Source organism: Arthrobacter sp. S39 (assembly GCF_004320525.1).
Lineage (GTDB): Bacteria > Actinomycetota > Actinomycetes > Actinomycetales > Micrococcaceae > Arthrobacter.
Window position 1 is genome coordinate 170063 of the sequence record NZ_SIHX01000004.1, and the last position, 23698, is coordinate 193760.

A 23698-nucleotide genomic window follows, 5' to 3' on the forward strand; every position below is an offset into this window, starting at 1 on the left:
CTAGTCCGGGGGCGGTACCTGCACAACGGCCGGGGAAAGCCTGCTGACCAGCCCCACGGTGTTCCCTTCAGAGTCCTTAATGAAGGCCATCCACTCATCAGTGCCGGCGGGTCCCAGCTTTCCGTCAGCATGGTGGAAGATCACGTGCGGTGCGGCAACAATCTCCACGCCGCCGTCCTGCAGCGTCCGGACAGTGGAACCGACGTCGTCCACCTCCAAATAGAGCACTGACGACGGCGCCCCGCGCTCCAGCAGCAGCCTGACGCCGTCGAGATCGAAGAACAGCAGCCCGGGCGGGTCAAAGACTGCCGTGGGCTCCACTCCCGTCAATTTCGTATAGAACGCCGCTGCGCGCTGAAGGTCATGGGCCTGCTGGGCCACCTGAATCAAGCGCACGGTGCCTCCCTGGTGATATGCCGCACGGTCTGTCCTGCAATCTTCCGCAATCGCGGGCTCCGCAGCAACCAGGGTTTCCCGGACACGTACGCCACAAGGCTAGGCTCGAAGCCATGACTTCCCAGACCCAGCAACGCACCCCTAACAGCGGCCGGCAGGCCGTCCTTGCCGCAGCCCTGGCCGATATGGTCCTGATCCTGGTTTTCGCCGCGATCGGGAGGGACGCACACCAGCGGGGCGACATCATCACCGGAGTGTTCCTCACCGCCTGGCCCTTCCTGGCCGGCGCGGCCATCGCGTGGCTGGCGGGCAGGGTACGACGGCGGCCACTGTCCCTATCGGCCGGCGTCATTGCATGGCTCGGCGCCGTTGCTGGCGGCATGATCCTTCGGGCCCTGACGGGCCAGACAGTGGTGATTGCCTTCGTCATTGTGGCATTGCTGAGCCTGGGGCTGTTCCTGGTGGGCTACCGGGCGTTGCTTGCATTGGTTCGCAAGCTCAGAAGGTCCTGACCCGGCCGTGAAACTGGGCCTGCGGAGCGTGCCCATGTAATAGGCTGGCAGCACTGAACAGTCTTGCCGGGCACTGCTACGGCGCAACAGATCCGGAAGGATTGAAAGTGATCACCGCATTCGTTCTGATCAAAACCGACGCCGCCCGCATTCCCGAAACCGCGGAGGAGATCTCCGCGATCCAGGGCATCAGCGAGGTGTACTCGGTCACCGGTGAATGGGACCTGATTGCGGTCGCCAGGGTAGCCAGGCATGAGGACCTGGCCGACGTCATTGCCGACCGCCTCTCGAAAGTTCCGGCCGTGGTCCACACGACCACGCACATCGCCTTCCGCGCCTACTCCCAGCACGATCTCGACGCCGCTTTCTCGCTTGGCTTCGAGCAGTAGCAGCTCAAGTTAACCAAGCAGGGCCCGGCTTCCAGCCGGGCCCTGCTCTTGTATGTGGGGGTTCCTTATCCGTGGCTCAGTGACACCCAGCGGTCGAGGACAGCCGCCGCGGCCCCTGAGTCCACCGAGGCGGCCGCGCGGTCAAGCGCTGAACGCATGCGCTCCAGGAAGTCGCCGTCGGCCGAACGGTCGAAGGCCACCAGGCCCGCAGCGGCGTTGAGCAGGACGGCATCCCGTGCGGGTCCGGGGTGGCCGGCAAGGACATCACGCACGACGGCGGCATTCACCTGTGCGTCTCCGCCGCGAAGTTCCTCGACGGTCGCGCGGCGGATGCCCAGGTCGGCGGGCGAAAACTCCAGTTCCGTCACGGTGCCGTCCCTGATTTCCCAGACGGTGGACGGGCCGGTGGTGGTCAGTTCGTCCAGGCCGTCATTGCCCCGGAATACCAGGCCACGGCTGCCCCGCCGGGCCAGCACACCGGCGACCAGCGGCGCCATCCTGGCGTTTGCCACGCCGACAGCGGAAGCCTGGACCCCGGCCGGGTTGGTCAGCGGGCCCAGGAAGTTGAAGGCGGTGGGGATGGCCAGTTCCCTGCGCGGAACCGCCGTGTGGCGGAATGACGGGTGGAACACCTGGGCGAAGCAGAACGTGATTCCTGCCTCTTCTGCGTTCCGGGCCACCTGGCTGATGGGCAGGTCAAGCCTGACCCCGAGCGCCTCCAGAACATCGGCGGAACCCGAGGAGGACGACGACGCGCGGTTGCCGTGCTTGACCACCTTGGCGCCGGCTCCGGCCGCCACCAGGGCGGCCATGGTGGAGATGTTCACCGTGTTCAGCTGGTCCCCGCCGGTGCCCACGATGTCGAGCTTCTCACCGGAAATATTGACCGGATTCGCGTGGCCCAACATGGCTTCGACCAGGCCCGAGAGCTCCTCCACTGTTTCGCCCTTGGCGCTGAGGGCAACCAGGAAACCGGCGATCTGGGCGGGCGTCGCTTCCCCCGACATGATGGTGTCCATGGCCCACGCCGTGTTGTCAGCGGTAAGGTCCGCGCCACTGATGAGAGCCGAGATGAGCCGCGGCCAGGTATTGCCTGCCGCCGGTGCCGATGCGAGTGAAGTCACTCCCTGATGCTATCGACCGACGCTGCGCCCTGACCAATGTGAACCCCTCCGGGAACTTTTCCCGGTGATTTCGCGTCTTTGTAGAAAAAGTCCTCCCAAAAGGCGGTTTGCGTTGGGAAGTACGGACTTTTATAGACATAATGTCTATGTGACATCTGCGACCCATGCCCCCAGTACCCCGGCGCACCCCACGCTGAACCGCCCGAATATGGTTTCCGTTGGAACCGTAGTGTGGCTGTCCAGCGAGTTGATGTTCTTCGCCGGTCTCTTCGCCATGTACTTCACACTGCGCTCCACGAGCGGACAGATGTGGGCGGAAGAGACGGCCAAGCTCAACTTCCCCTTTGCGCTCGTTAACACGATTGTCCTCGTGGCCAGTTCCTTTACTTGCCAGATGGGCGTCTTCGCCGCCGAACGGCTGCAGCCCCGGAAGTCCGGCGGCCCGTTCCAGTTCTCCCGGTGGGGCATGAACGAATGGTTCACCCTGACGTTCCTCATGGGCGGCTTCTTCGTGGCCGGCCAGGCCACCGAGTACGCGATGCTCGTCTCCGAGCACGTTTCGCTGTCTTCCAACGCGTACGGCTCCGCCTTCTACATCACGACCGGCTTCCACGGCCTTCACGTCATCGGCGGCCTCATCGCCTTCCTCTTCATCATGGGCCGCTCGTTCGCGGCGAAGAAGTTCGGCCACTTTGAGGCGACGTCAGCGATTGTCACGTCGTACTACTGGCACTTTGTGGATGTCGTATGGATTGGCCTCTTCCTGGTCATCTACGTACTCAAGTAGTCAAGCTTTGATTCTTTTTCTACAAGAGGCAGAATTTCAAGAAGCGGCTCTCGGAGCCGGCGCAGGATCGAATAAAGGAACCACCACGTGAAGGCACTCTCGCAAAAGCGACGTCACCCGCTAGCAGCAATAGCGCTGCTCCTGATGGGGCTCCTCGTCACGGGTGGGCTCTACGCCGTTGCCACAACCGTCAACGAGGCGAAGGCATCGACCACCAGCTACAGCGCCAATGACACCGCCGAAGGCGAGAAGCTCTTCGCAGCGAACTGCGCCACCTGCCACGGAATGGGTGCCAGCGGCACCCAGGACGGCCCCTCCCTCGTCGGCGTAGGTGCCGCGGCGGTTGACTTCCAGGTGGGCACCGGCCGCATGCCGATGCAGATGAACGGACCCCAGGCTTACAAGAAGCCGGCCCAGTTCAACGACGAGCAGACCCACCAGCTTTCAGCCTACGTAGCTTCCCTGGGAGCCGGCCCGGCAATCCCTGAAGAACACCTGCTCGATGGCCAGGGCAACGCCGCCGAAGGTGGCGAGCTCTTCCGCGTGAACTGCGCGATGTGCCACAACGCCGCTGCTGCCGGTGGCGCCCTGACCCGCGGAAAATTCGCGCCTGCCCTGGCAGACGTTTCCGCGAAGCACATCTACGAGGCCATGGTCACCGGCCCGCAGAACATGCCGGTGTTCAGCGACGCCAACGTCTCCCCTGAAGGCAAGCGCGACATCATCACCTTCCTCAAGCAGATCGAAGCCAACGGCTCCCCCGGCGGGGCAGACCTTGGGGCCCTCGGCCCGGTATCGGAAGGCCTGTTTGTCTGGGTAGCAGGACTGGGCGTCATCATTGCGTTCACCATCTGGCTGACGTCGCGGACGTCCTAGGCGCTCCGCAACACCATTAGAACTCCTGCTGATCCGTCAGCAGTTTGAAATTGCAAAACTAACTCGGCATAAGCCGGGACGAGAGAAGGATGAGGCGAATTATGGGCAACCATAGTGACGGCAGTCCGAACCACTCGGGCACCGTAGCTACGGCTGGTCAGAATGAGGTGGAGAAGTTCCAGGATCCTGGGCTTCCTCCGCACCGTTTGCGCCTGGCTGACACGGATCCGAAGGCCGCCAAGCGTGCAGAACGGCAGGTCGCCCTACTTTTTGGCACCTCCGTTGTCGGCACACTGATCTTCCTGGTGGCGTATTTCGCCATCGACCTGGGTGAAGGCGCCGACATCGCCACCATCCGGCTCCAGAATGCACTGCTCGGCGTGGGCACCGCCTTCGCCATGCTGGGCATCGGAACCGGCATCGTGCACTGGGCCAAGGCCCTGATGCCGGACCACGAAGTCTCCGAGGAACGCCACGCGATCCGCACGGAGGACGACCGGCAGGCCGCAGTCCGCATCGTCGACGACATCGTTGACGAAACGGGCATCAAGCGCCGCCCGCTGATCCGCAACACCCTCCTTGGGGCTGTGGCACTGGCACCCCTTCCCGCCCTGGCCATCTTCGGTGACCTGGGCCCGCGCCCCGATAAGGCGCTGTCGCACACCATGTGGGCACCCGTGGAAGGCAAACTCAAGCGCCTCACCCGGGACCCCGACGGAACACCCATCAAGGCTTCCGATGTCACCCTCGGCTCGGCGTTCCACGTCATCCCCGAAGGCCTGAATGAACTCCATGAGGGAAAGCTCAACGAAAAGGCCAAGGCCGTTGTGCTGCTCATGCGCCTGGACCCCGCATCGCTGAACCCTTCAAAGGGCCGCGAAGACTGGGGCTACAACGGAATCGTTGCCTACTCCAAGATCTGCACCCACGTTGGCTGCCCGGTTGCTCTTTACGAGCAGCAGACGCACCACCTGCTGTGCCCGTGCCACCAGTCCACCTTTGACCTCACACAAGAGTGCAAAGTGATCTTTGGCCCCGCCAGCCGGCCACTCCCCCAGCTGCCGATCGCAGTTGACGACGAGGGCTACCTGGTCGCTACCAGCGACTTCAAAGAACCTGTTGGACCGAGTTACTGGGAGCGTGATGAGCATGAGCGCATCATCAACAGCTAAAGCCCCCGCCTTCGTCGCCACGACTAAAGCCGGACGCATCACCGATTTCGTCGATGCACGCGTTGGAGGCTCCGGAATCCTGCGGGAGTTCGGACGCAAGGTTTTCCCCGACCACTGGTCGTTTATGTTTGGCGAGGTGGCGCTGTATTCCTTCGTCATCCTGCTGCTGTCGGGTACGTTCCTGACGTTCTTCTTCGACCCGTCCATGGCGGAGACGCACTACGACGGCTCGTACATCCCGCTGCAGAACGTCGAAATGTCGGTGGCTTACAGCTCGTCCCTGGACATCACCTTTGATGTCCGTGGCGGCCTGTTCATGCGCCAGGTCCACCACTGGTCAGCACTGCTGTTCGTGGCGTCCATCGCGGTCCACATGCTCCGCGTCTTCTTCACCGGCGCGTTCCGCAAACCGCGTGAAATGAACTGGGTTGTCGGCGGCGTCCTGCTGATCCTGGCCATGGCTGCCGGCTTCACCGGCTACTCCCTCCCCGATGACCTGCTCTCCGGCAACGGCCTGCGCATCATCGACGGCGTGATCAAGTCGATTCCGGTGATCGGCACGTACACCTCGTTCTTCCTCTTCGGAGGCGAGTTCCCGGGCACCGCCGTTATCGGCCGCCTGTACATGCTGCACATCCTCCTGGTCCCGGCACTGATCCTGCTGATGATCGTCCTGCACCTGTTCATGGTGGTTGTGCACAAGCACACCCAGTACCCCGGCCCGGGCCGCAACGACGGAAACGTCGTTGGCTACCCCCTCGGTCCGGTCTACGCGGCAAAGGCAGGCGGCTTCTTCTTCATCGTGTTCGGTGTTGTGGCCCTCATGGCAGCCTTCTTCACCATCAACCCGATCTGGAACTACGGCCCGTACGACCCCTCACCGGTTTCCGCAGGTACCCAGCCCGACTGGTACATCGGTTTCGTTGACGGCGCCCTGCGCCTGATGCCCGGTGTTATCGGCGACTTCCACTTTGAGTACGTGATCTTCGGCTACACGCTGACGCTGAACGTCCTGCTGCCGGCCCTGGTCCCGGCCGGCATCCTGTTCACGATTATGTTCATGTACCCGTGGATCGAAAGCTGGATCACCAAGGACAACCGCGAACACCACGTGCTGGACCGTCCGCGCAACGCCCCGACCCGCACCGCCATCGGCGTCGCAGGCTTCGTCTGGTACTGCGTCATGTGGGCAGCAGCAGGTTCCGACCTCATCGCCACGCACTTCCACGTGTCGCTGAACGATGTCACCTACTGGCTCCGGACGCTGTTCTTCATCGGACCGGTCATCGCCTACATCGTCGCCAAGCGCGTCGCACTGGCACTCCAGCGCAAGGACCGCGAAATCGCACTCCACGGCCGCGAAACCGGCCGCATCGTGCGCCTTCCGCACGGCGAGTTCATCGAAGTCCACGCACCCCTCGATGAGTACAAGCGCTACAAGCTCGTCGGCTTCGAGTCTCCCGTACCGCTGCCCGCCGTACCCAACGATCACGGCATCGTGACGCGTAAGGAAAAGCAGCGGGCATTCCTGTCCAGGTGGTTCTTCGAGGACCGGGTCGCCCCCGCAACTCCGGCAGAGCTGGAGGCCGCACACGGCCACCACGCCCCTGCGGTGGAAGCTGCCGAGGAAAGCAAGAGCCTCAGCCACTAAGGCAACCTGTTCTGCACCCAACGCGAAAGGCCCGGTCCGATTGGACCGGGCCTTTCGTGTTGTGCGGTGCCTGGCGAAGCCCGGGTCAGGTGTTGCGGTAGCCGGACCCGTGGTGCCGCGCCGGCCTGGCCCCGGGGCGCTGCAGCGGCACCCAAAGCTTGTAGCGGTCGGCCCGGTAGTACGAAACCGAGTAGTCCACCATGGCCCGTGCCACGAAGGCATGACGCTGGATCTTGAGCAGCGGTGCACCCACGTCCACGTTCAGCAGCCGGGCCGTGGAGGGCGACGCGGCGGTAGCTTCGATCATGTCCTCGCCCCATTCCATGACCAGCCCGAACTGCTCGCTCAGGACGTTGTACAGCGACGTGGGGGGCTCGCCATCCAACAGGCCAGGAACTCGGTGGGCCGGGATGAAGTTCTCATCAACGCTCATTGGCTCACCGTCCGCCAGCAAGAGCCGGCGGAAGCGGACCAGGGGCGTGCCTTCGTCGAGCTGGAGTTCTCGTGCCAGGAAAGCACTGGCAGCAATCTGCTCGAAACTCAGGACCTTGGCGGCGGGCACCATTCCGCGGCGCTGCATCTCTTCGCTGTAGGAGGTGAGCTTGACCTGCAGGTCCAGCTTGGGCTTCCGAACGAACGTGCCCAGCCCCACGACGCGTTCGATGACCTCTTCGCCCACCAGTGCGTCAATGGCCTGGCGGACGGTCATCCTGGCGAGGCCGAAGCGTTCGGCGAGGTCCCGCTCCGAAGGCAGTGCAGACCCTGGCGGGCAGGACTCCGCGATGTATTGCCGCAGAATCTCACGGAGCTGGATGTAGATCGCGGTCCCGCTGCTTCGATCAATTTCACCGGCAACTCCGGCCGCGTTAGCGGCCACGATGCCCGGTCCCTGCTGGTGTATTCACCCTTCAATCTTAAGTCAACGGCCAGCAGGTCTAGACCGGCACGTTGCGTTGCTGCCGCCGTTTGGGCGGACCCGCATCCCGGCGGCTATATTGGACAGGAAATTTATCGTCTGGCGGAGGGGGCCGTCCGGGAAAAGGAGTTGCGTTGCCAGTTCACAAGGCAGTGGTATCGGCGTCCATCGGCCTGCATGCCCGGCCCGCAGCGGTGTTCGTCAGGGCGGTTACTGATACCGGACTGCCCGTGACCATCAGCAAAGCCGGCTTCCAGGGAGTGGACGCCAGGTCGTTACTGGAGGTGATGACCGCTGACTTCCATCATGGCTGCGAAGTCGAGCTCAGCGTCAGCGATACGGCTGTGGAGGCGCCCCAGAGGCTCCAGGCCGCAGAGGCGGCCCTCCGGTCACTGGCGATGCTTTTGGAGTCCCAGGGGGCCCGGTAGGGCGTACCAAGCGTGCTAAACCAATTACGACGTCGGGCCCCACCTTTCGGTGGGGCCCGACGTCGTTATGCCTTGCTGGAATCAGCCCAGGATGCCTAGTGGGCGTGATCCCCGCGGCTGTATTCGTAGACCCAGCCAACCAGCGCTACGACGGCGAGGCCGGCTGCGATGAACGTGATCCAGAAACCAATAGCCAGGCCCAGGAATCCGCCTGCGCAGGCGAGGCCGAGTACCAGGGGCCACCAGCTCCAGGGGCTGAAGTGGCCCTGCTCGCCGGCACCTTCGTGGATCTCGGCGTCGTTGCGGTCCTCGGGGCGCATGCCGACGCGCTTGCCGGTGAAGCCCAGGTAGCCGCCGATCATTCCGGCCAGGCCGCCCACCAGGAGAATACCCAGCGTGCCAACCCATTCATGCCAGTTGGTCAGGAACCCGTAAACCAGGGAGACCGGTACGAAGAAGAAGACTCCGGCTCCAAAAATCCATGATTCGATCTTCACTTGGCGGTGTCCTTCTGGTCGGCGTTACCGAGCACCGCTGCGGCTGCAGACGGGGACTCGACGGTGTGGATCTGCGCCAGTTCGGGGTGGTGCAGGTCCAGTGCGGGACGTTCCGAGCGGATCCGCGGCAGCGAGGTGAAGTTGTGGCGCGGCGGCGGGCAGGACGTGGCCCATTCGAGCGAGGCTCCGAAGCCCCAGGGGTCATCGACCTCGACACGCTCTGAGCTGCGCCAGGTGATGTACACATTCCAGAAGAACGGGATCAGCGATGCGCCCAGGACGAAGGAGGCGATGGTGGAGAACTGGTTCATCCAGGTGAAGTTGTCTTCCACCAGGTAGTCGGCGTAGCGGCGGGGCATACCCTCGACGCCCAGCCAGTGCTGGATCAGGAACGTCCCGTGGAAGCCGAGGAACAGGAGCCAGAAGTGGATCTTTCCGAGACGCTCGTTGAGCATCTTGCCGGTCCACTTGGGCCACCAGAAGTAGAATCCGGCGAACATCGCGAAGACCACGGTGCCGAACACCACGTAGTGGAAGTGCGCCACCACGAAGTAGGAGTCTGAGACGTGGAAGTCCAGCGGCGGCGACGCCAGGATGATGCCGGTCAGGCCGCCGAAGAGGAAGGTGATCAGGAAGCCAATGCTCCAGAGCATCGGCGTCTCGAACGTGATCGAGCCCCGCCACATGGTGCCGATCCAGTTGAAGAACTTCACACCGGTGGGAACCGCGATGAGCATGGTCATGAAGGCGAAGAACGGCAGCAGCACCGAACCGGTGACGTACATGTGGTGCGCCCACACCGTCACGGACAGGGCTGCGATGGCGATGGTGGCGTAGACCAGGCCCTTGTAGCCGAAGATCGGTTTGCGGCTGAAGACCGGGAAGATCTCCGAGACGATGCCGAAGAACGGCAGGGCGATGATATAGACCTCGGGGTGGCCGAAGAACCAGAACAGGTGCTGCCACAGGACCGCACCGCCGTTCTCCGGGTCGAAGATGTGCGCGCCGAAGCGGCGGTCTGCACCCAGGGCGAACAGGGCGGCAGCCAGCGGCGGGAAGGCCATGAGGACCAGGATGGCTGTGACCAGGGTGTTCCAGGTGAAGATCGGCATCCTCCACATGGTCATGCCCGGGGCGCGCATGCAGATGATGGTGGTGATGAAGTTGACCGCACCGAGGATGGTGCCGAAACCGGACAGCGCCAGGCCGAAGACCCACAGGTCACCGCCGATGCCGGGGCTGAACGTGGTGTTCGACAGTGGTGCGTACGCGAACCAGCCGAAGGAAGCAGCACCCTGCGGGGTGATGAAGCCGGAGACCGCGATGGTGGAACCAAAGAGGAAGAACCAGAAGGCCAGTGCGTTCAGTCGCGGGAACGCGACGTCGGGCGCGCCGATCTGCAGCGGCATGATCACGTTCGCGAACCCTGCAAACAGCGGGGTGGCGAACATCAGCAGCATCACGGTGCCGTGCATCGTGAAGAGCTGGTTGTACTGCTCCTTGGTCTGCAGGATCTGCATGCCCGGCTCGAACAGCTCGGCACGGATCAGCAGTGCCATGACGCCGCCGAAGCAGAAGAACACAAAGGAGGCGATCAGGTACATGTACCCGATGGTCTTGTGGTCGGTGGAGGTGATCCAGTTGACGACGATGCGTCCCTTGGATTTGGGAACCACGGGAGCGGTGAGGACTCCGGTGGGTGCGGATTGAGTGTACGTAGCCACGTCGCTCCCCTTACTTAATTTCGTTCAGGTTCGGGTTGCGGTCGTACTCTTCGCCGAGGAGACCCGTGTTGCCTGAGTCGCGCAGTTCGTCCAGGTGGGCCGCGAATTCAGCCTCGGACACCACTTTGACGCGGAACAGCATTTCGGAGTGGTACTCGCCACAGAGTTCGGCGCACTTGCCGTCGTAGGTGCCCTCTTTGGTGGGGGTGAACCTGATGTAGTTGGTCTTGCCCGGGATCATGTCGCGCTTCTGCAGGAAGGCGGGAACCCAGAACGAGTGAATGACATCGCGGGAGTTCAGTTCCAGGTCCACGGACTTGCCAACCGGCAGGTACAGCGTGGGGAGCTTCTCTTTGTCGATGGTGTCGCCGGTGAGGTGCGCCTGGACGCCGGCTTCGTGGACGTCCTCTTCGACGACGTTGCCGGACTTGTAGTTGAAGTCCCAGGCCCACTGCTTGCCGCGGACGTCCACAACGACGTCGGCGGGCTGTGAGCGGTCATCAATGGCCTGCTGGTCGCGGTCGGTGAAGTAAAAGAACACCAGGACCATGAACAGCGGGATGGTCAGGTAGAAGACCTCGAGCGGCAGGTTGAAGCTGATCTGCTTGGGGAAGCCCTTGGTCCCCTTGCGGCGGCGGTAGGCAACCAGGCACCAGACGATCAATCCCCAAGTGATGATGCCCACAACAAGTGCGGCGATCCATGAGTTGACCCAGAGGTCCATGATCCGGTCAGTGTGATTGGTGGTGCCACGCTCGGTGGGCAGCCACCCCTTCTCTACCTCTGGCGAACATCCAGTCAAAACCAACGCGCCGGCAAGTGCCAAGCCTGAGATCGAAGTGATCGTTTTGCGTCGGCTGCCGGTTCGGTTCTGCGAACTCACAGACGGCCCTTCCTACTTGTTGCTGTTGCCCGGCAACGTTGGCTGCCCGGGCACACTAAAAGTTTTACTACTCGGTGTAGAGCTTACCGCTCCGCCGGGCGTTTCGCCCACATGTCGGCACAGTGCGGCCGTGCCGTTTCGGGCACGGCCGCACAAGGTGCCGCCATCGGGCGAAAAGTCCGGGTCAGTGGAACGAATCCCCGCAGGCGCACGAGCCGCCGGCGTTGGGGTTGTCGATCGTGAAGCCCTGCTTCGAAATGGTGTCCTCGAAGTCGATGCTTGCGCCACTGAGGTAAGGCACGCTCATCTTGTCCACAACAACTTCAACGCCGTCGTAGTCACGGACGGCGTCGCCGTCGAGCAGGCGCTCATCGAAGTAGAGCTGGTAGATCAGGCCCGAGCAGCCGCCTGGCTGGACAGCGACGCGGAGGCGCAGATCGGTCCGGCCCTCCTGCTCGAGCAGGCTGCGTACCTTGCCTGCGGCCACGTCAGTCAGCTTGACCTCGTGGGCGGCCAGTTCATCGCTGGCAGCGCTGGTGGTTTCGGTGCTGTTCTCATTGGTTGCAGTGCTCATTGGCCTACCTTCTTAGGACGGTCCCTGGCGGCCCCGCATCAGCGGCGCCTGCCCCTACGGAAACGGTATGGGCTATAGCTACATGCTACGTCGGTCAGACGTGTAGCTCTAACTCCTGACGTAACCATGGAAGCCGGTTGGTTGTTCCCTGGGTGCGTCCCGCAACCTTGACGGCGGCACTGTTGTCCGCTGCCGCCGTCGAACGTTCAGTCCAGCCCGTCCGCATTCAGCCGGGCAAGGAGCAGCGCCTCGGCCACGATGGCGTTCCTGAAATCCTCAAGATGAAGGGATTCGTTGGCACTGTGCGCGCGGGAATCGGGGTCCTCGACGCCGGTGACGAGGATCTGCACGTCCGGGTACAACTCTGTCAGGTCTGCGATGAACGGAATGGAACCGCCGATCCCCATTTCCACCGCGGGCACGCCCCAGGCTTCCCCCAGCGCCCAGAGCGCCAGGGATGCGGCCTTGGATGAGGTGTCGGTCAGGAAGGAACTGCCGCTCTCCCCCGGGGTGAACATCACCTTCGCCCCGAACGGCGCATTGGCCTCCACATGCCGCCGTACGGCGTCCATCGCTTCGGCGGGAACCTGGCCGGGTGCGAGCCGCAGGCTGAATTTGGCCCGGGCCCGCGGCAGCAGCGTGTTCGACGCCATGTCCACGGCGGGAGCGTCGAAGCCGATAATCGACAGGGCAGGCTTGGTCCAGAGCCGCGAAGCGATGGTGCCGGAACCCGCCAGCCGGACGCCGTGAAGCACGGAGGCATCCGCCCTGTATTCGGCCTCGGTGAGGTCCACGGCCACGTCGTCGCGTGACACCAGGCCCGGGACGGCGACGTTGCCTTCGGCGTCGTGCAGGGTGGCGATCAGGCGGGCCAGCAATGTCGGGGCGTCCAGCACGGGACCGCCGAACATCCCGGAGTGCACAGCGTGCTCGAGCACCTGCACCTCGATGGTGCCGTCCACCAGTCCGCGCAGGCTGGTGGTCAGTGCGGGTATGCCGACTTTCCAGTTGCTTGAGTCCGCCACCACGATCACGTCGGCGCGGAGCAGCTCACGGTGGGCTTCCAGGAAGGACCGGAAGGTGGGTGATCCGGCTTCCTCCTCCCCTTCGAAGAAGAAGGTGACGCCCAGGCCGAAACTGTCGGCGAGGACTTCGGAGACGGCTGAGAAGGCGGCCACGTGGGCCATGATTCCTGCTTTGTCGTCGGCAGCGCCGCGGCCGTAGAGCCTTCCGTCCTTTTCGACGGCGGTAAAAGGCTCCGTGTCCCACAGGGCCGGGTCTCCCGGCGGCTGTACGTCGTGGTGGGCGTAGAGGAGGATGGTCGGCTTGCCTGCCGAGGCCGTGCGCCGGGCCACGACGGCGGGTCCGCCCGGTGTGCCGTCCTCTTTGTCGCACCGCAGGATCCGGACATCGTCCACGCCCGTACTCCGCAGGAGTTCGGCCACGGCCTGTGCGCTGCGGTCCAGGTGTTCAGGGTTGAAGCTTGGCCAGGCGATGCCCGGGATGGACACCAGATCCTTGAGGTGGGCCACCGTGGCACCAAAGGCACGGTCGATGGAACGCCGGAGTTCATCGGCATTGATGGCGCCTGCAGGACTGCCGGAGTTGTGCGGGGTTGCCGCTGTAGGAGAAGTCATGGCAAAACACTACCTGCGCCGGAGACCGGCGTGGGCTGCACCACAACAGGGCGCCCGGACTCCGTTCGTCACGGGGCCGGAGGCGCCCCGCCGCAGGGTATTCTGTTGGGGTGTTCGGACGTAAAAAGGAAGCGCCCTCGGCGCAGGAAACCATAGACCAGCAGGCCGCGGAAGCAGCCGCCCGGCAGGACGCCGCAGCAGGCAAGGGTGTGCCCACCCCTACGCGCAAAGCGCAGGAGGCCGCCCGCCGACGCCCGCTGGTGCCGGAGGATCGCAAGGCTTCAAAGGCGGCTGAACGGCAGGCAATCCAGGACCAGCGCACGAAAATGCGGCAGGCCCTCGATACCGGGGACGAGAAATTCCTGCCGCTGCGCGACAAGGGCCCGCAGAAGCGCTTTGCCCGTGACTACGTCGACGCCCGTTTCAGCCTGGGCGAATACCTGATGTTCGGCGCGCTGGTATTTGTCATCATTTCGCTTGTGGTGCCGTCCACCAGCGAACAGATGATTTATGTCCTGGGCGGTTTCTGGGTGATGTTCCTGGCCGTTTTTGTCGACGTCTTCATCCTGTCCCGCCAGCTCCGTAAGCGGCTGTCCGCGAAGTTCGGCGAGGTGGAGCGTGGTGTTGTCTGGTACGGCTCCATGCGGTCGCTGCAGTTCCGCAAACTGCGGCTGCCGAAGCCGCTTGTCAAACGCGGCGAATACCCCTCCTGAACATTCCGGCCGGTGCATCCGCATCACGGCCCCCAGCTACAGAAAACCCCGGCGGGTTCACCCGCCGGGGTTTTCTGTCTTCGCGGACTGTCAGGCCCGGCGGTTCTTCGCCAGCTGCCGGTTGATCCGCGCCGCCCAGAAGGGCCCCTCGTAGAGGAAGGCCGTGTAGCCCTGGACCAGGGTGGCCCCGGCATCCAGACGGTCCTGGACGTCCCGGGCGTTCTCGACACCGCCGACGGCCACCAGCGTGAGCGCTCCCCCGGTGGCGGCCCTCAGCCGGCGCAGGACTTCCAGTGAACGCTGCTTCAGCGGCGCGCCGGACAGACCGCCGGCGCCAGCCTTTTCAATGCTTTCGGGTGCCGAGCTGAGGCCGGAGCGCCCGATGGTGGTGTTGGTGGCAATGATGCCGTCCAGCCCCAGGTCCAGCGCCAGGCGTGCGACGTCGTCGATATCCTCGTCGCTGAGGTCCGGGGCGATCTTGACCAGCAGGGGAACGTGCCGGCCCGCCGCCCGGTCGGCTTCCTCCCCCACAGCTGCCAGCAGCGGGCGGAGGCTCTCGACGTCCTGCAGCAACCGCAGGCCGGGGGTGTTGGGCGAACTGACATTGACCACCAGGTAGTCCGCGGCGGGAGCGAGGCTGCGGGCGCTGACGAGGTAATCCGCCACGGCGTCCTCCAGCTCCACGACTTTACTTTTGCCGATGTTGACGCCGATGACGGGGCGGACGCCGGGGTGCCGGCGCTGCAGCGCGGCACGTGCCGCCTTCAGCCGCGGCTCAACGGTGGCGGCGCCGTCGTTGTTGAAGCCCATCCGGTTGATGACCGCCCGGTCCTCGACCAGCCTGAAAAGGCGGGGCTTGGGGTTGCCCGGCTGGGCCTGGCCCGTAATGGTCCCCACTTCCACGTGGCCGAAGCCAAGCTCCGTGAGCGCCTCGATGCCGTGGCCTTCCTTGTCAAAACCCGCTGCCAGGCCGAAAGGCGAGGGGAAGGTCAGCCCGAAGGCATTGGTCTGCAGCGACGGCGACGGGGCGGTGAACTTCTGCAGGATCCTGCCGGCACCGGAGGAATGCGCAAGCCTGATGCCCTTGAATCCGATTTTGTGGGCGCGTTCGGCGTCCATCCATGAAAAGGCCAGCTTAAAGAAAGTGGGATATACGCGCATGCCTCTAGTTTTCCGTCTGGGGCGGCGCAGACCAAACCGGAACGGCAACATCCGCCAGAACCTACTTGTTCGAACCGACGGGGATGCAGTTACTTATGGGTAGGAACGCGGGCTAGCATTCATTCATGGACTGGCACCCCGACATCCTTGGTGACGGCTTCGAGGCCTGCAGCTTCGAGGCGGCCGGTGATGACGGCGTGGCGCGGACCGCGACCCTCGTCAGGTACCGCCCAGCCGCTGGTCCGGATACCAAGGCTTCCGGCCGCCGTCGTGCTGTGCTCTTCCTGCACGGCTGGAGTGACTACTTCTTCAACGTGGACCTCGCCCGGTTCTGGGCACTGCGAGGCTACGAGTTCCACGCCCTGGACATGCACAACCACGGACGGAGCCTTCGCCCGGACGCGCCCGGCGGCTACGTCGGGGACCTGGCGGACTACGACGCCGAGATCAGCAAGGCAATAGGTGTCATCGGCAGCGGCGGACCGCAGCCGGAACTCACGCTGATGGGGCACTCCACCGGCGGCCTGGTCGCAGCGCTGTGGGTGGCCAACCACCCGGGAGCGGCCTCGCAGCTGGTCCTGAACAGCCCTTGGCTGGAAATGCACGGCAATTCCCTGGTGCGCCGGGCCGCGTCAACCATGGTGGCGCCGGTGGCGCGGTTCCGGCCCGAGGCCATCCTGCGATTGCCGGAGCGGGGCTTCTACTGGCGGACCATCAGCAGCTCGGCTGAAGGCGAGTGGGCCCTGGACGACCGTTACCGGCCGCCCATGGCCTTCCCGCTGCGTGCCGGCTGGCTGAGCGCCATCCTGGCCGGCCACGCGAAGGTGGCGCGCGGACTGCGAATCGAGATCCCCATCCTCGTCCTGCTCTCCCAAGGCAGTGCGAATGGGCCATTCTGGACGGAGGAGATGCGGCGGACAGACGCCGTGCTCGACGTGAACATCATCGCCCTCCGTGCCTTGACGCTGGGGCGCACCGTGACGGTGGAGCGTATCGACGGAGCACTTCACGACGTCTTTCTTTCACCGCCCAAGGTGCGTGCTGATGCCTACGCACGCCTGGCCCGCTGGTTGCGCGGCTACGCCGAGGGCGACGCCGCATCGACCGCGCCGCCGTAACGCCGGTCCCGCTGGGCGTAGATTTCGACGGCGTCCCACAGGGTCCGCCGGTCAACGTCCGGCCACAGCGTGTCCATAAAGACAAACTCGGCATAGGCCGACTGCCACAGCAGGAAGTTGGACAGCCGCTGCTCCCCCGAACTCCGCAGGAACAGGTCCACGTCCGGCAGGTCAGGCTCGTCCAGGTACTTCTGGATGGTCTTCTCCGTGATGGCCCCGGGCCTAAGCCGGCCGGCGGCCACCTCAGCGGCGATCGAGGACACGGCGTCCGTGATCTCGGCGCGGCCGCCGTAGTTAACACACATGTTCAACGTGCACGTACTGTTGCCCGCCGTGTACTCCTCGGCTTCCTCCAGTTCGCGGATGACCGAGCCCCACAGCTTGGGCCGGCGGCCCGACCAGCGGACCCGCACACCCCAGGCGTCCAACTGGTTCCGCTGCCGTCGTAGCACGTCCTTGTTAAATCCCATCAGGAACCGGACCTCTTCGGGTGAGCGGCGCCAGTTCTCGGTGGAGAATGCGTAAACGCTGACGTACTCGATGCCCAGTTCGATGGCGCCGGCCATAACGTCCAGCAGTGCCGGCTCGCCGGCCTTGTGCCCCTCAATCCTGGGCAGTCCCCGCTGGTTGGCCCAGCGGCCGTTGCCGTCCATCACGATGGCTACATGCCGGGGAATGAATTCGGCGGGAATGGACGGCGCCACGGCACCGGACGGGTGCGGGTACGGCGCCTCCACCGGGGCGGTCCGCTTTCGGGGCGGGCTGTTCTTTTTTCCCAAGGCCACAGTCAGGTACGCTCCACATGTTTGAGTGATTTCACGACACGTTCCAGGTGCCATTGCAGGTAGGCAGCCACCAGTCCGGCAGCTTCCCGGCGGTGGACCGGCAACGATCCGTCCGCCGTCGGCCAGTCCCCGGTCAGCAGGGCACTGAGCAGGACAACTGTTTCCGCTGCCGGCGCGGGAGAACCCGGCGGGCGGCAGTCGTTGCAGACCATCCCGCCCAGGGGTGCCGAGAATGCCGTGTGCGGTCCGGGCCTGCTGCAGCGGGCACAGTCCGTGAAGCTGGGCGCCCAGCCGCCGGTGGCCAGCGCCCTGAGCAGGTAGGAATCGAGGATCAGGCCGGCGGAATGCTCATCCCGGCTCAGCGACGCCAGGGCGCCAACGAGAAGGTTGTACTGGGCGGTCCCGGCTTCGCCGTCGACATCGGTGAGTTTTTCCGCGGTTTCAGTCATGGCTGCGGCCACGGTGTAGCGGCCGTAGTCGGCAGCAATATTTCCGCCATACGCCCCCTTGGCGACCGCCTGGGTGACGATGTCCAGGGTCCGGCCTGACACGAGCTGGAGATCGGCCACCATGAACGGTTCGAGCCGGGCACCAAAACGGCTGCTGGTCCGGCGCACGCCCTTGGCCACGGCCCGGACCTGCCCGTGGTGCTTGGTCAGCAGCGTGATGATGCGGTCAGCCTCGCCAAGCTTATGCGTGCGGAGCACCACGGCGTCATCCCGGTAGGACCGGGCAGCGAAGGATTGTTGGACCACGCTTAATCTTCCCATTGTCTGGCGGAATGCCGCCCATTGGGACGGGCAGGCGTTGCGCGCCGGGGGTGCCGGCGCGCAACGCGTCCGGGTCAGGCGCGGGCATCCCTGATGGCGCGGTTGACGGCGGAGATGACTGCCTTCAGCGAGGACATGCTGGTGTTGGCATCGATGCCGACGCCCCACAGCACACGTTCCCCGACGGCGCATTCGACGTAGGCCGCGGCCATGGCGTTGCCGCCTTCGGAGAGGGCGTGCTCGCTGTAGTCCAGGACCCTGACGTCCACGCCGTCCTGGCCGAGGATGTCCAGCAGTGCCGCGATCGGACCGTTACCGGTTCCGGTCCGGTTCACCTGGCTGCCGTCGATGCCGAGGGATGCGTGCAGCGTCATGCCGCCGTTCTCGTCCGTTTCGGTGCGGACGGTTCCCAGGGAATACCGGCCCCACTGGCCTTCGGACTCGCCCGCGGGCAGGTACTCGTCCTGGAAAACCTGCCAGAGCTGGGATCCGCTGACTTCGCCGCCCACGGTGTCGGTGCGCTTCTGGATCACACCGGAGAATTCGATCTGGGCGCGGCGCGGCAGGTCCAGGCTGTGCTCGTTCTTGAGCAGGTAGGCCACGCCGCCCTTGCCGGACTGCGAGTTGACCCTGATGACGGCTTCGTAGCTGCGGCCCAGATCCTTGGGATCCACGGGCAGGTACGGGACCTGCCAGGTGAAGTCGGCGACGTCCTTGCCGGCGGCGGCGGCGTCACGCTCCAGCGCCTCGAAACCCTTTTTGATGGCGTCCTGGTGCGAGCCGGAGAAGGCCGTGAACACCAGGTCCCCGCCGTACGGGGAACGCTCTGCCACGGGCAGCTGGTTGCAGTATTCAACCGTGCGGCGGACGTCGTCGATATCGGAGAAGTCGATCATGGGGTCGATGCCCTGGACGAAGAGGTTCAGGCCCAGGGTCACCAGGTCAACGTTTCCGGTCCGCTCGCCGTTGCCGAAGAGACAGCCTTCGATCCTGTCGGCGCCGGCCATGTAGCCCAGCTCGGCCGCCGCGACACCGGTGCCGCGGTCGTTGTGCGGGTGCAGGGAGAGGATGATGCCTTCACGGGGGTGCAGGTGCCGGCTCATCCACTCAATGGAATCGGCGTAGACGTTCGGGGTAGCCATTTCCACAGTGGCAGGCAGGTTGATGATGACCTGGCTGTCAGCGGAGGCTTCGAAGACGTCGGCGACGGCGTTGCACACGCGGACCGCGTACTCCAGTTCGGTTCCGGTGAAGGACTCCGGGGAGTATTCGTACGTGACGTGCGTGTCGACGAGGGTTTCCTCGTACTTCTTGCACAACCGGGCGCCCTGGAGTGCGATGTCCAGGATTCCGTCTTCGTCCTGGTTGAACACCACGCGGCGCTGCAGGACGGACGTGGAGTTGTACAGGTGAACGATGGCCTGCTTGGCGCCGACCAGGGACTCGTAGGTCCGCTCGATCAGGTGTTCGCGGGCCTGCGTCAGCACCTGGATGGTGACGTCGTCCGGGATGTGGTTGCCCTCGATCAGCTGGCGGACGAAGTCGAAGTCAGTCTGGGAAGCAGAGGGGAACCCGACCTCGATCTCCTTGTAGCCCATGCGGACCAGCAGGTCGAACATCTTCATTTTGCGGGCGGGGCTCATCGGGTCAATCAGGGCCTGGTTGCCGTCGCGCAGGTCCACGGCGCACCACCGCGGGGCCTTGGTGATGATCTTGTCCGGCCAGGTGCGGTCCGGCAGCTCAACCGTGATCTGCTCGTGGAACGGGCGGTACCGGTGGGCGGGCATTCCTGAGGGCTTCTGTGCGTTTCGCATTACTATCGGGGCCTTTTCTGTGGTTCTTATCTGAAAGGTGGCCGGGCAACACAAACTCCGCGACGAGGGTGGCCTTGCGCTAGATCGCGTCTGAGGCCTCGCCGCGGCAGCTAAGAAGGAGGAGCTCTGCACGCACCATTTGAGGGTAGCACGCGTGCGTAAGATGAGAGGGCACCACCGTCCTTGTCGTCCAGCATGCAGACCCCGCGCCGGTGCCGGCACCGAAGCGGACCGTCACACGAAGGAGCTTACGTGCCCATCTCGGGGATCGATCTGTCCAATATTGACCACAGCGTCCGGCCGCAAGATGACCTGTACCAGCACGTGAACGGGTCCTGGCTCAAGGCCACCGAAATTCCGGATGACCGCCCGCTCGAGGGAACCTTCACCGCGCTGCGGGACGGAGCGGAAATCGCAGTCCGCGACATCATCGAGGAGGCTGCCGGCAAGGGCGAAACAGCCAGCGGCATCGAGCGGAAGGTCGGCGACCTCTACAACAGCTTCATGGACGAGGCCACAGTGGAGGCCAGGGGCATGGACCCCATCCGCGACCGGCTGGCCGAGGTCTTCGCCACCGGCACCGCTGCGGAGCTCGTGGCCTTGGCCGGACGGCTCTTCCGGGCCGATGTCTCGGGCCTCTTCTACATCTACCCCGCCCCCGACGCCGGGAACCCGGACCGCATCCTGCTGTACACCGGTCAGGGCGGCCTCGGACTGCCGGACGAGTCGTACTACCGCGAGGAGAAGTTCGCTCCGATGGTCACAGCGTACGGGGACCACGTGCGCGCCATGTTTACCCTCGCCGGCGTCGGGAATCCCGACGAAGCGTCGGCCCGCGTGGTGGGCCTGGAAACCCGGCTGGCCTCACACCACTGGGACAACGTCACCCTGCGGGACCCGCAAAAGACCTACAACCTCAAGACCGCCGACGAAGCAGCCACACTGTTCCCCCTGCTCGGAACATGGTTCGACGCCGCAGGCATCGACGCCGGCAAGCGGCAGGAAATTGTGGTCAGCACGCCGGACTTCTTCGTCGGGGCTGCCGGGCTGCTCGAGTCCGAACCGCTGGCGGCATGGCAGGAATGGCTTGCCATGCGCGTTATCGGCTCCGCCGCGCCGTACCTGTCCCAGGCGTTCGTGGACGCAAATTTCGCGTTCTACGGAACCACCATCAGCGGCACACCGCGGAACAAGGACCGCTGGAAGCGGGGAGTCGGCGTCGTCGAAGCGGCCCTCGGTGAAGCCGTTGGACAGATCTATGTCTCCCGCCACTTCCCCGAAACGCACAAGGCACGCATGCAGACCCTGGTGTCCAACCTCATCGAGGCGTACCGCCAAAGCATCACCGGCCTTGACTGGATGGGCGAGGACACCAAGGCCGAAGCCCTGCGGAAGCTGGCCGCATTCCGGGCCAAGATCGGCTACCCGGACAAGTGGATTGACTACTCCGCTGTGGAAATCGACCCCAAGGACCTCCTGGGGAACGTTGAACGGGCGCACAACGCCGACGTCGACCGCCACCTCGACGAGGTAGGCAAGCCCGTGGACCTCAACAAGTGGCTCATGACCCCGCAGACGGTCAACGCCTACTACCACCCCATGCTGAATGAGATCGTTTTCCCGGCAGCCATCCTGCAGCCGCCGTTCTTTACCGCCGACGCGGATGACGCGGTCAATTACGGGGGCATCGGAGCCGTCATTGGCCACGAGATCGGGCACGGTTTTGACGACCAGGGGTCCCAGTTCGACGGCGGCGGCGCACTCCGGAACTGGTGGACCGAAGAAGACCGGAAGGCATTCGAGCAACTGACAGCCAAGCTCGTGGCCCAGTACGACGCCCTGTCCCCCTATGCGGCGCCCGACCACAACGTCAACGGCCGCCTGACGCTGGGCGAAAACATCGGCGACCTCGGCGGACTGACCATCGGCTACAAGGCCTACCTCATCAGCCTCGACGGCAAGGAACCGGAAGTCCTTGACGGGCTGACCGGGCAGCAGCGCTTCTTCGCGTCCTGGGCGGCCGGCTGGCGGCAGGTCATCAGGTCGGAGGAAGCTATCCGGAGGCTGGCCACGGATCCGCACTCCCCCAACGAGTTCCGGACCAATGCGATCGCCAAGAACCTGGATGCCTTCCACGACGCGTTCGGCGTGACCGAACAGGACGGCATGTGGATGCCGCACGAGGACCGCGTCAGCATCTGGTAAAACCTGGGCGAAAGGGCGGGCCGGCACGAACGTGCCGGCCCGCCCTTTCGCTTGAAAGCGGGTTTCCCGTTCAGCCCGCGACGATGAGCTCCGGGTTCGCCTGCTGGCAGACGGCGTCACCCGCAGTCTGGTTCACGATATCCCCGGGGAGGGCGGCGGCTCCGTACGTGGCACCGCTGGTGAAGTCGGTGCCGAGGTAAACCTGGACGCCGCCCACGGCCGGGGCGGGCAGGATCTGTGCCGCAGGAATTCCCAGAAGTGCGGCCACGTCCGCGGCCACATCCGCGAACTCGGATCCGTAGTAGACCACGGACTGGGCCACGGGCTGGGCTTCCAGCCTGGCGGTCTGGGTGAAGCCGCCGGACACCAGCGCCTGGATGATCTCCTGCGCCCGCCCGGGAACGCCCGTACCGTTCGCCACCGTCACCGGCTGGAGTGCCTTGTCATAGGGCGGTGCCGGCGGAACATTTTCGGTCGGCGTTGCGGTGGGGGCAGGGGTTGCCGTATCAGAGGGCGACGGCGTGGTGGGCGCCGTGGGGTCGGTGAGGTCCACGTCCTTGCGGAGCGCCGAAAACAGCTGGGCGCCCGCGGGTTCGGCGATTTCCAGCCGGTTCGGATCCTGCACGGCAGGGGTGGTGGGAACGGCGACGAAGGCAACCTTGCTGATGTCGATGTCCTTGAGCCGGTTCCCGATGGTGAGCAGGGACGGCACCGAAGCCAGCCCTTCGTCAACGGTGAGGTTCTGCGTAACGGTGTCAGCGATCCGCAGCATCTTGCCGGGATCGGACAGCGTGCCTTCGTCCTTGATCTTGCGGGTCAGGGAGGAGAGGAAGCCCTGCTGGGCCTTGATTCGCCCGAGGTCGCCGCCATCTGCGAAAGCGTGCCGGGTCCGCAGGAAGGCAAGGGCCATTTCGCCCTGCACGGCAGACGTTCCCTTCGGCAGCCGGAGGCGTGAGTCAGGATCGTAGACGGCGTCGCTGATGCACACGTCAACACCGCCGACGGTATTGGACAGCTCCTTGACGGCGTTGAAGTCGGCCATCATGAAGTGGTCCACTTCGAGCCCGGTGAGTTTGTTGACGGTGTCCACCGCGCACCCTATGCCGGCCTGGGCCATCGCCTCGTTGATCATGACGCCGCTGCGGGCGGGGTAGACCTGCTTTGTTTCCTGGTCCTTGCACTGCGGAATATCCACCAGCAGGTCACGGGGGAAGCTGATGACATTGACGCGCTTGTTGTCGGCTGAAATGTCCATCAGCATCATCACGTCAGACTGCCCGTAGCCGCTGGAGAGATCAGCCGCGCCGTATTCGGAGTTCTTGCCGTCCCTGGTGTCTGAGCCAAGGATCAGGATCTGCATCCTGTCGTTGGAGTCGCTGACAGGGTTGGAGTTGCCATCCCCTGCGGTCAGCGGCGCCTTGGAGATGTTGGACTGGAGCCGGAAGTACCAGTACCCGGCGAAGGCAAGGCCGCCCACCACCACAACGGTGACGACCGCTGTGGCCACCTTCAGCCACAACGGCATCCGGCGCTGCGATCCCAAGTGGCGGGCTGCACCAACCCCGG

Annotated in this window: 23 protein-coding genes; 10 read left to right on the top strand and 13 right to left on the bottom strand. The window is 64.6% G+C overall.

The annotated features are described in order from the left end of the window. On the bottom strand, window positions 1-396 hold the full coding sequence (locus tag EYS21_RS09855) for a VOC family protein (protein ID WP_131133029.1): 396 nt from the start codon (window positions 394-396) through the stop codon (window positions 1-3). A 113-nt stretch (window positions 397-509) separates the two neighbouring features. Between EYS21_RS09855 and EYS21_RS09860 the strand changes: the two genes are divergently transcribed. Then, a complete protein-coding gene (locus EYS21_RS09860) occupies window positions 510-908 on the top strand; it encodes a DUF3054 domain-containing protein (RefSeq protein ID WP_131133030.1) in 399 nt (132 codons plus the stop codon). A gap of 107 nt (window positions 909-1015) precedes the next feature. Then, the gene (locus EYS21_RS09865; RefSeq protein WP_131133031.1) at window positions 1016-1297 is read left to right on the top strand and encodes an Lrp/AsnC ligand binding domain-containing protein; all 282 of its coding nucleotides are present in this window, start codon (window positions 1016-1018) and stop codon (window positions 1295-1297) included. Between the two features lie 65 nt (window positions 1298-1362). On the opposite strand, the gene trpD is transcribed toward EYS21_RS09865, so the two are convergent. Continuing rightward, a complete protein-coding gene (trpD, locus tag EYS21_RS09870) occupies window positions 1363-2421 on the bottom strand; it encodes an anthranilate phosphoribosyltransferase (RefSeq protein ID WP_131133032.1) in 1059 nt (352 codons plus the stop codon). A 148-nt stretch (window positions 2422-2569) separates the two neighbouring features. Here trpD and EYS21_RS09875 point away from each other — a divergent pair, with 148 nt between their 5' ends. The 4 genes from EYS21_RS09875 to EYS21_RS09890 all read left to right on the top strand — a co-directional run bounded on the left by EYS21_RS09875 (window position 2570) and on the right by EYS21_RS09890 (window position 6907). Next, on the top strand, window positions 2570-3208 hold the full coding sequence (locus tag EYS21_RS09875; RefSeq protein WP_207307733.1) for a heme-copper oxidase subunit III: 639 nt from the start codon (window positions 2570-2572) through the stop codon (window positions 3206-3208). Between the two features lie 87 nt (window positions 3209-3295). Then, window positions 3296-4084 (top strand): cytochrome c, encoded by a 789-nt coding sequence (locus EYS21_RS09880; RefSeq protein WP_131133033.1) that lies wholly within the window; start codon window positions 3296-3298, stop codon window positions 4082-4084. 101 nt (window positions 4085-4185) lie between these two features. Further along, window positions 4186-5256, top strand: a complete 1071-nt coding sequence (locus tag EYS21_RS09885) for a Rieske 2Fe-2S domain-containing protein (RefSeq protein WP_131133034.1) — start codon at window positions 4186-4188, stop codon at window positions 5254-5256. Further along, window positions 5234-6907, top strand: coding sequence for a ubiquinol-cytochrome c reductase cytochrome b subunit (locus EYS21_RS09890; protein ID WP_131133035.1), 1674 nt, complete (start codon window positions 5234-5236; stop codon window positions 6905-6907). Before EYS21_RS09885 ends, EYS21_RS09890 begins: the two co-directional genes overlap by 23 nt. An 85-nt stretch (window positions 6908-6992) precedes the next feature. Here EYS21_RS09890 and EYS21_RS09895 read toward each other — a convergent pair whose 3' ends face one another. Beyond that, window positions 6993-7784, bottom strand: a complete 792-nt coding sequence (locus EYS21_RS09895) for a GntR family transcriptional regulator (RefSeq protein ID WP_131133036.1) — start codon at window positions 7782-7784, stop codon at window positions 6993-6995. Window positions 7785-7957: 173 nt separating this feature from the next. Between EYS21_RS09895 and EYS21_RS09900 the strand changes: the two genes are divergently transcribed. Continuing rightward, on the top strand, window positions 7958-8251 hold the full coding sequence (locus EYS21_RS09900) for an HPr family phosphocarrier protein (protein ID WP_131133037.1): 294 nt from the start codon (window positions 7958-7960) through the stop codon (window positions 8249-8251). A 95-nt stretch (window positions 8252-8346) separates the two neighbouring features. Here EYS21_RS09900 and EYS21_RS09905 read toward each other — a convergent pair whose 3' ends face one another. The 5 genes from EYS21_RS09905 to EYS21_RS09925 all read right to left on the bottom strand — a co-directional run bounded on the left by EYS21_RS09905 (window position 8347) and on the right by EYS21_RS09925 (window position 13566). Beyond that, window positions 8347-8748 (bottom strand): cytochrome c oxidase subunit 4, encoded by a 402-nt coding sequence (locus EYS21_RS09905; RefSeq protein WP_131133038.1) that lies wholly within the window; start codon window positions 8746-8748, stop codon window positions 8347-8349. Next, entirely contained in the window at window positions 8745-10472 is a 1728-nt protein-coding gene (gene ctaD / locus EYS21_RS09910) for a cytochrome c oxidase subunit I (RefSeq protein WP_131133039.1), read from the bottom strand. The genes EYS21_RS09905 and ctaD overlap by 4 nt, the downstream gene beginning before the upstream one ends. Before the next feature lie 10 nt (window positions 10473-10482). After that, window positions 10483-11355: a cytochrome c oxidase subunit II gene (gene coxB, locus EYS21_RS09915; protein ID WP_131133040.1), complete on the bottom strand. Its 873-nt coding sequence runs from the start codon at window positions 11353-11355 to the stop codon at window positions 10483-10485. 184 nt (window positions 11356-11539) lie between these two features. Beyond that, a complete protein-coding gene (locus tag EYS21_RS09920; protein ID WP_066291471.1) occupies window positions 11540-11929 on the bottom strand; it encodes an iron-sulfur cluster assembly accessory protein in 390 nt (129 codons plus the stop codon). 206 nt (window positions 11930-12135) lie between these two features. After that, the gene (locus tag EYS21_RS09925; RefSeq protein ID WP_131133041.1) at window positions 12136-13566 is read right to left on the bottom strand and encodes a dipeptidase; all 1431 of its coding nucleotides are present in this window, start codon (window positions 13564-13566) and stop codon (window positions 12136-12138) included. Between the two features lie 110 nt (window positions 13567-13676). Here EYS21_RS09925 and EYS21_RS09930 point away from each other — a divergent pair, with 110 nt between their 5' ends. Further along, window positions 13677-14279: a DUF3043 domain-containing protein gene (locus EYS21_RS09930; protein ID WP_131133042.1), complete on the top strand. Its 603-nt coding sequence runs from the start codon at window positions 13677-13679 to the stop codon at window positions 14277-14279. A gap of 90 nt (window positions 14280-14369) precedes the next feature. Here the strand turns inward: EYS21_RS09930 and EYS21_RS09935 are convergent, their stop codons facing one another. Beyond that, window positions 14370-15440: a quinone-dependent dihydroorotate dehydrogenase gene (locus EYS21_RS09935; protein WP_131133043.1), complete on the bottom strand. Its 1071-nt coding sequence runs from the start codon at window positions 15438-15440 to the stop codon at window positions 14370-14372. 125 nt (window positions 15441-15565) lie between these two features. Here EYS21_RS09935 and EYS21_RS09940 point away from each other — a divergent pair, with 125 nt between their 5' ends. Beyond that, window positions 15566-16558 carry an alpha/beta hydrolase gene (locus tag EYS21_RS09940; RefSeq protein WP_131133044.1) on the top strand — a complete coding sequence of 331 codons (993 nt, stop codon included), beginning with the start codon at window positions 15566-15568 and terminating at the stop codon, window positions 16556-16558. On the opposite strand, the gene EYS21_RS09945 is transcribed toward EYS21_RS09940, so the two are convergent. The 3 genes from EYS21_RS09945 to leuA form a co-directional block, all read right to left on the bottom strand. Further along, on the bottom strand, window positions 16519-17343 hold the full coding sequence (locus EYS21_RS09945) for an isoprenyl transferase (protein ID WP_131133045.1): 825 nt from the start codon (window positions 17341-17343) through the stop codon (window positions 16519-16521). The two genes, EYS21_RS09940 and EYS21_RS09945, sit on opposite strands and share 40 nt — an antisense overlap. 2 nt (window positions 17344-17345) lie before the next feature. Next, window positions 17346-18098 (bottom strand): DNA repair protein RecO, encoded by a 753-nt coding sequence (gene recO, locus EYS21_RS09950; protein ID WP_131133046.1) that lies wholly within the window; start codon window positions 18096-18098, stop codon window positions 17346-17348. A gap of 89 nt (window positions 18099-18187) precedes the next feature. Next, a complete protein-coding gene (leuA, locus tag EYS21_RS09955) occupies window positions 18188-19927 on the bottom strand; it encodes a 2-isopropylmalate synthase (protein WP_131133047.1) in 1740 nt (579 codons plus the stop codon). Window positions 19928-20179: 252 nt separating this feature from the next. Between leuA and EYS21_RS09960 the strand changes: the two genes are divergently transcribed. Continuing rightward, window positions 20180-22132: a M13-type metalloendopeptidase gene (locus EYS21_RS09960; RefSeq protein ID WP_131133048.1), complete on the top strand. Its 1953-nt coding sequence runs from the start codon at window positions 20180-20182 to the stop codon at window positions 22130-22132. A 70-nt stretch (window positions 22133-22202) separates the two neighbouring features. Here EYS21_RS09960 and EYS21_RS09965 read toward each other — a convergent pair whose 3' ends face one another. Next, window positions 22203-23657: an LCP family protein gene (locus EYS21_RS09965; RefSeq protein WP_207307735.1), complete on the bottom strand. Its 1455-nt coding sequence runs from the start codon at window positions 23655-23657 to the stop codon at window positions 22203-22205. Window positions 23658-23698 lie beyond the last annotated feature (41 nt).

Bases quoted from the DNA above. Each gene is read 5' to 3' on its own strand.
- EYS21_RS09860 (WP_131133030.1), top strand. From the start codon at position 510: ATGACTTCCCAGACCCAGCAACGCACCCCTAACAGCGGCCGGCAGGCC.
- EYS21_RS09885 (WP_131133034.1), top strand. From the start codon at position 4,186: ATGGGCAACCATAGTGACGGCAGTCCGAACCACTCGGGCACCGTAGCT.
- EYS21_RS09890 (WP_131133035.1), top strand. From the start codon at position 5,234: ATGAGCGCATCATCAACAGCTAAAGCCCCCGCCTTCGTCGCCACGACT.
- EYS21_RS09920 (WP_066291471.1), bottom strand. From the start codon at position 11,929: ATGAGCACTGCAACCAATGAGAACAGCACCGAAACCACCAGCGCTGCC.
- EYS21_RS09925 (WP_131133041.1), bottom strand. From the start codon at position 13,566: ATGACTTCTCCTACAGCGGCAACCCCGCACAACTCCGGCAGTCCTGCA.
- EYS21_RS09935 (WP_131133043.1), bottom strand. From the start codon at position 15,440: ATGCGCGTATATCCCACTTTCTTTAAGCTGGCCTTTTCATGGATGGAC.
- EYS21_RS09940 (WP_131133044.1), top strand. From the start codon at position 15,566: ATGGACTGGCACCCCGACATCCTTGGTGACGGCTTCGAGGCCTGCAGC.
- leuA (WP_131133047.1), bottom strand. From the start codon at position 19,927: ATGCGAAACGCACAGAAGCCCTCAGGAATGCCCGCCCACCGGTACCGC.
- EYS21_RS09965 (WP_207307735.1), bottom strand. From the start codon at position 23,657: ATGCCGTTGTGGCTGAAGGTGGCCACAGCGGTCGTCACCGTTGTGGTG.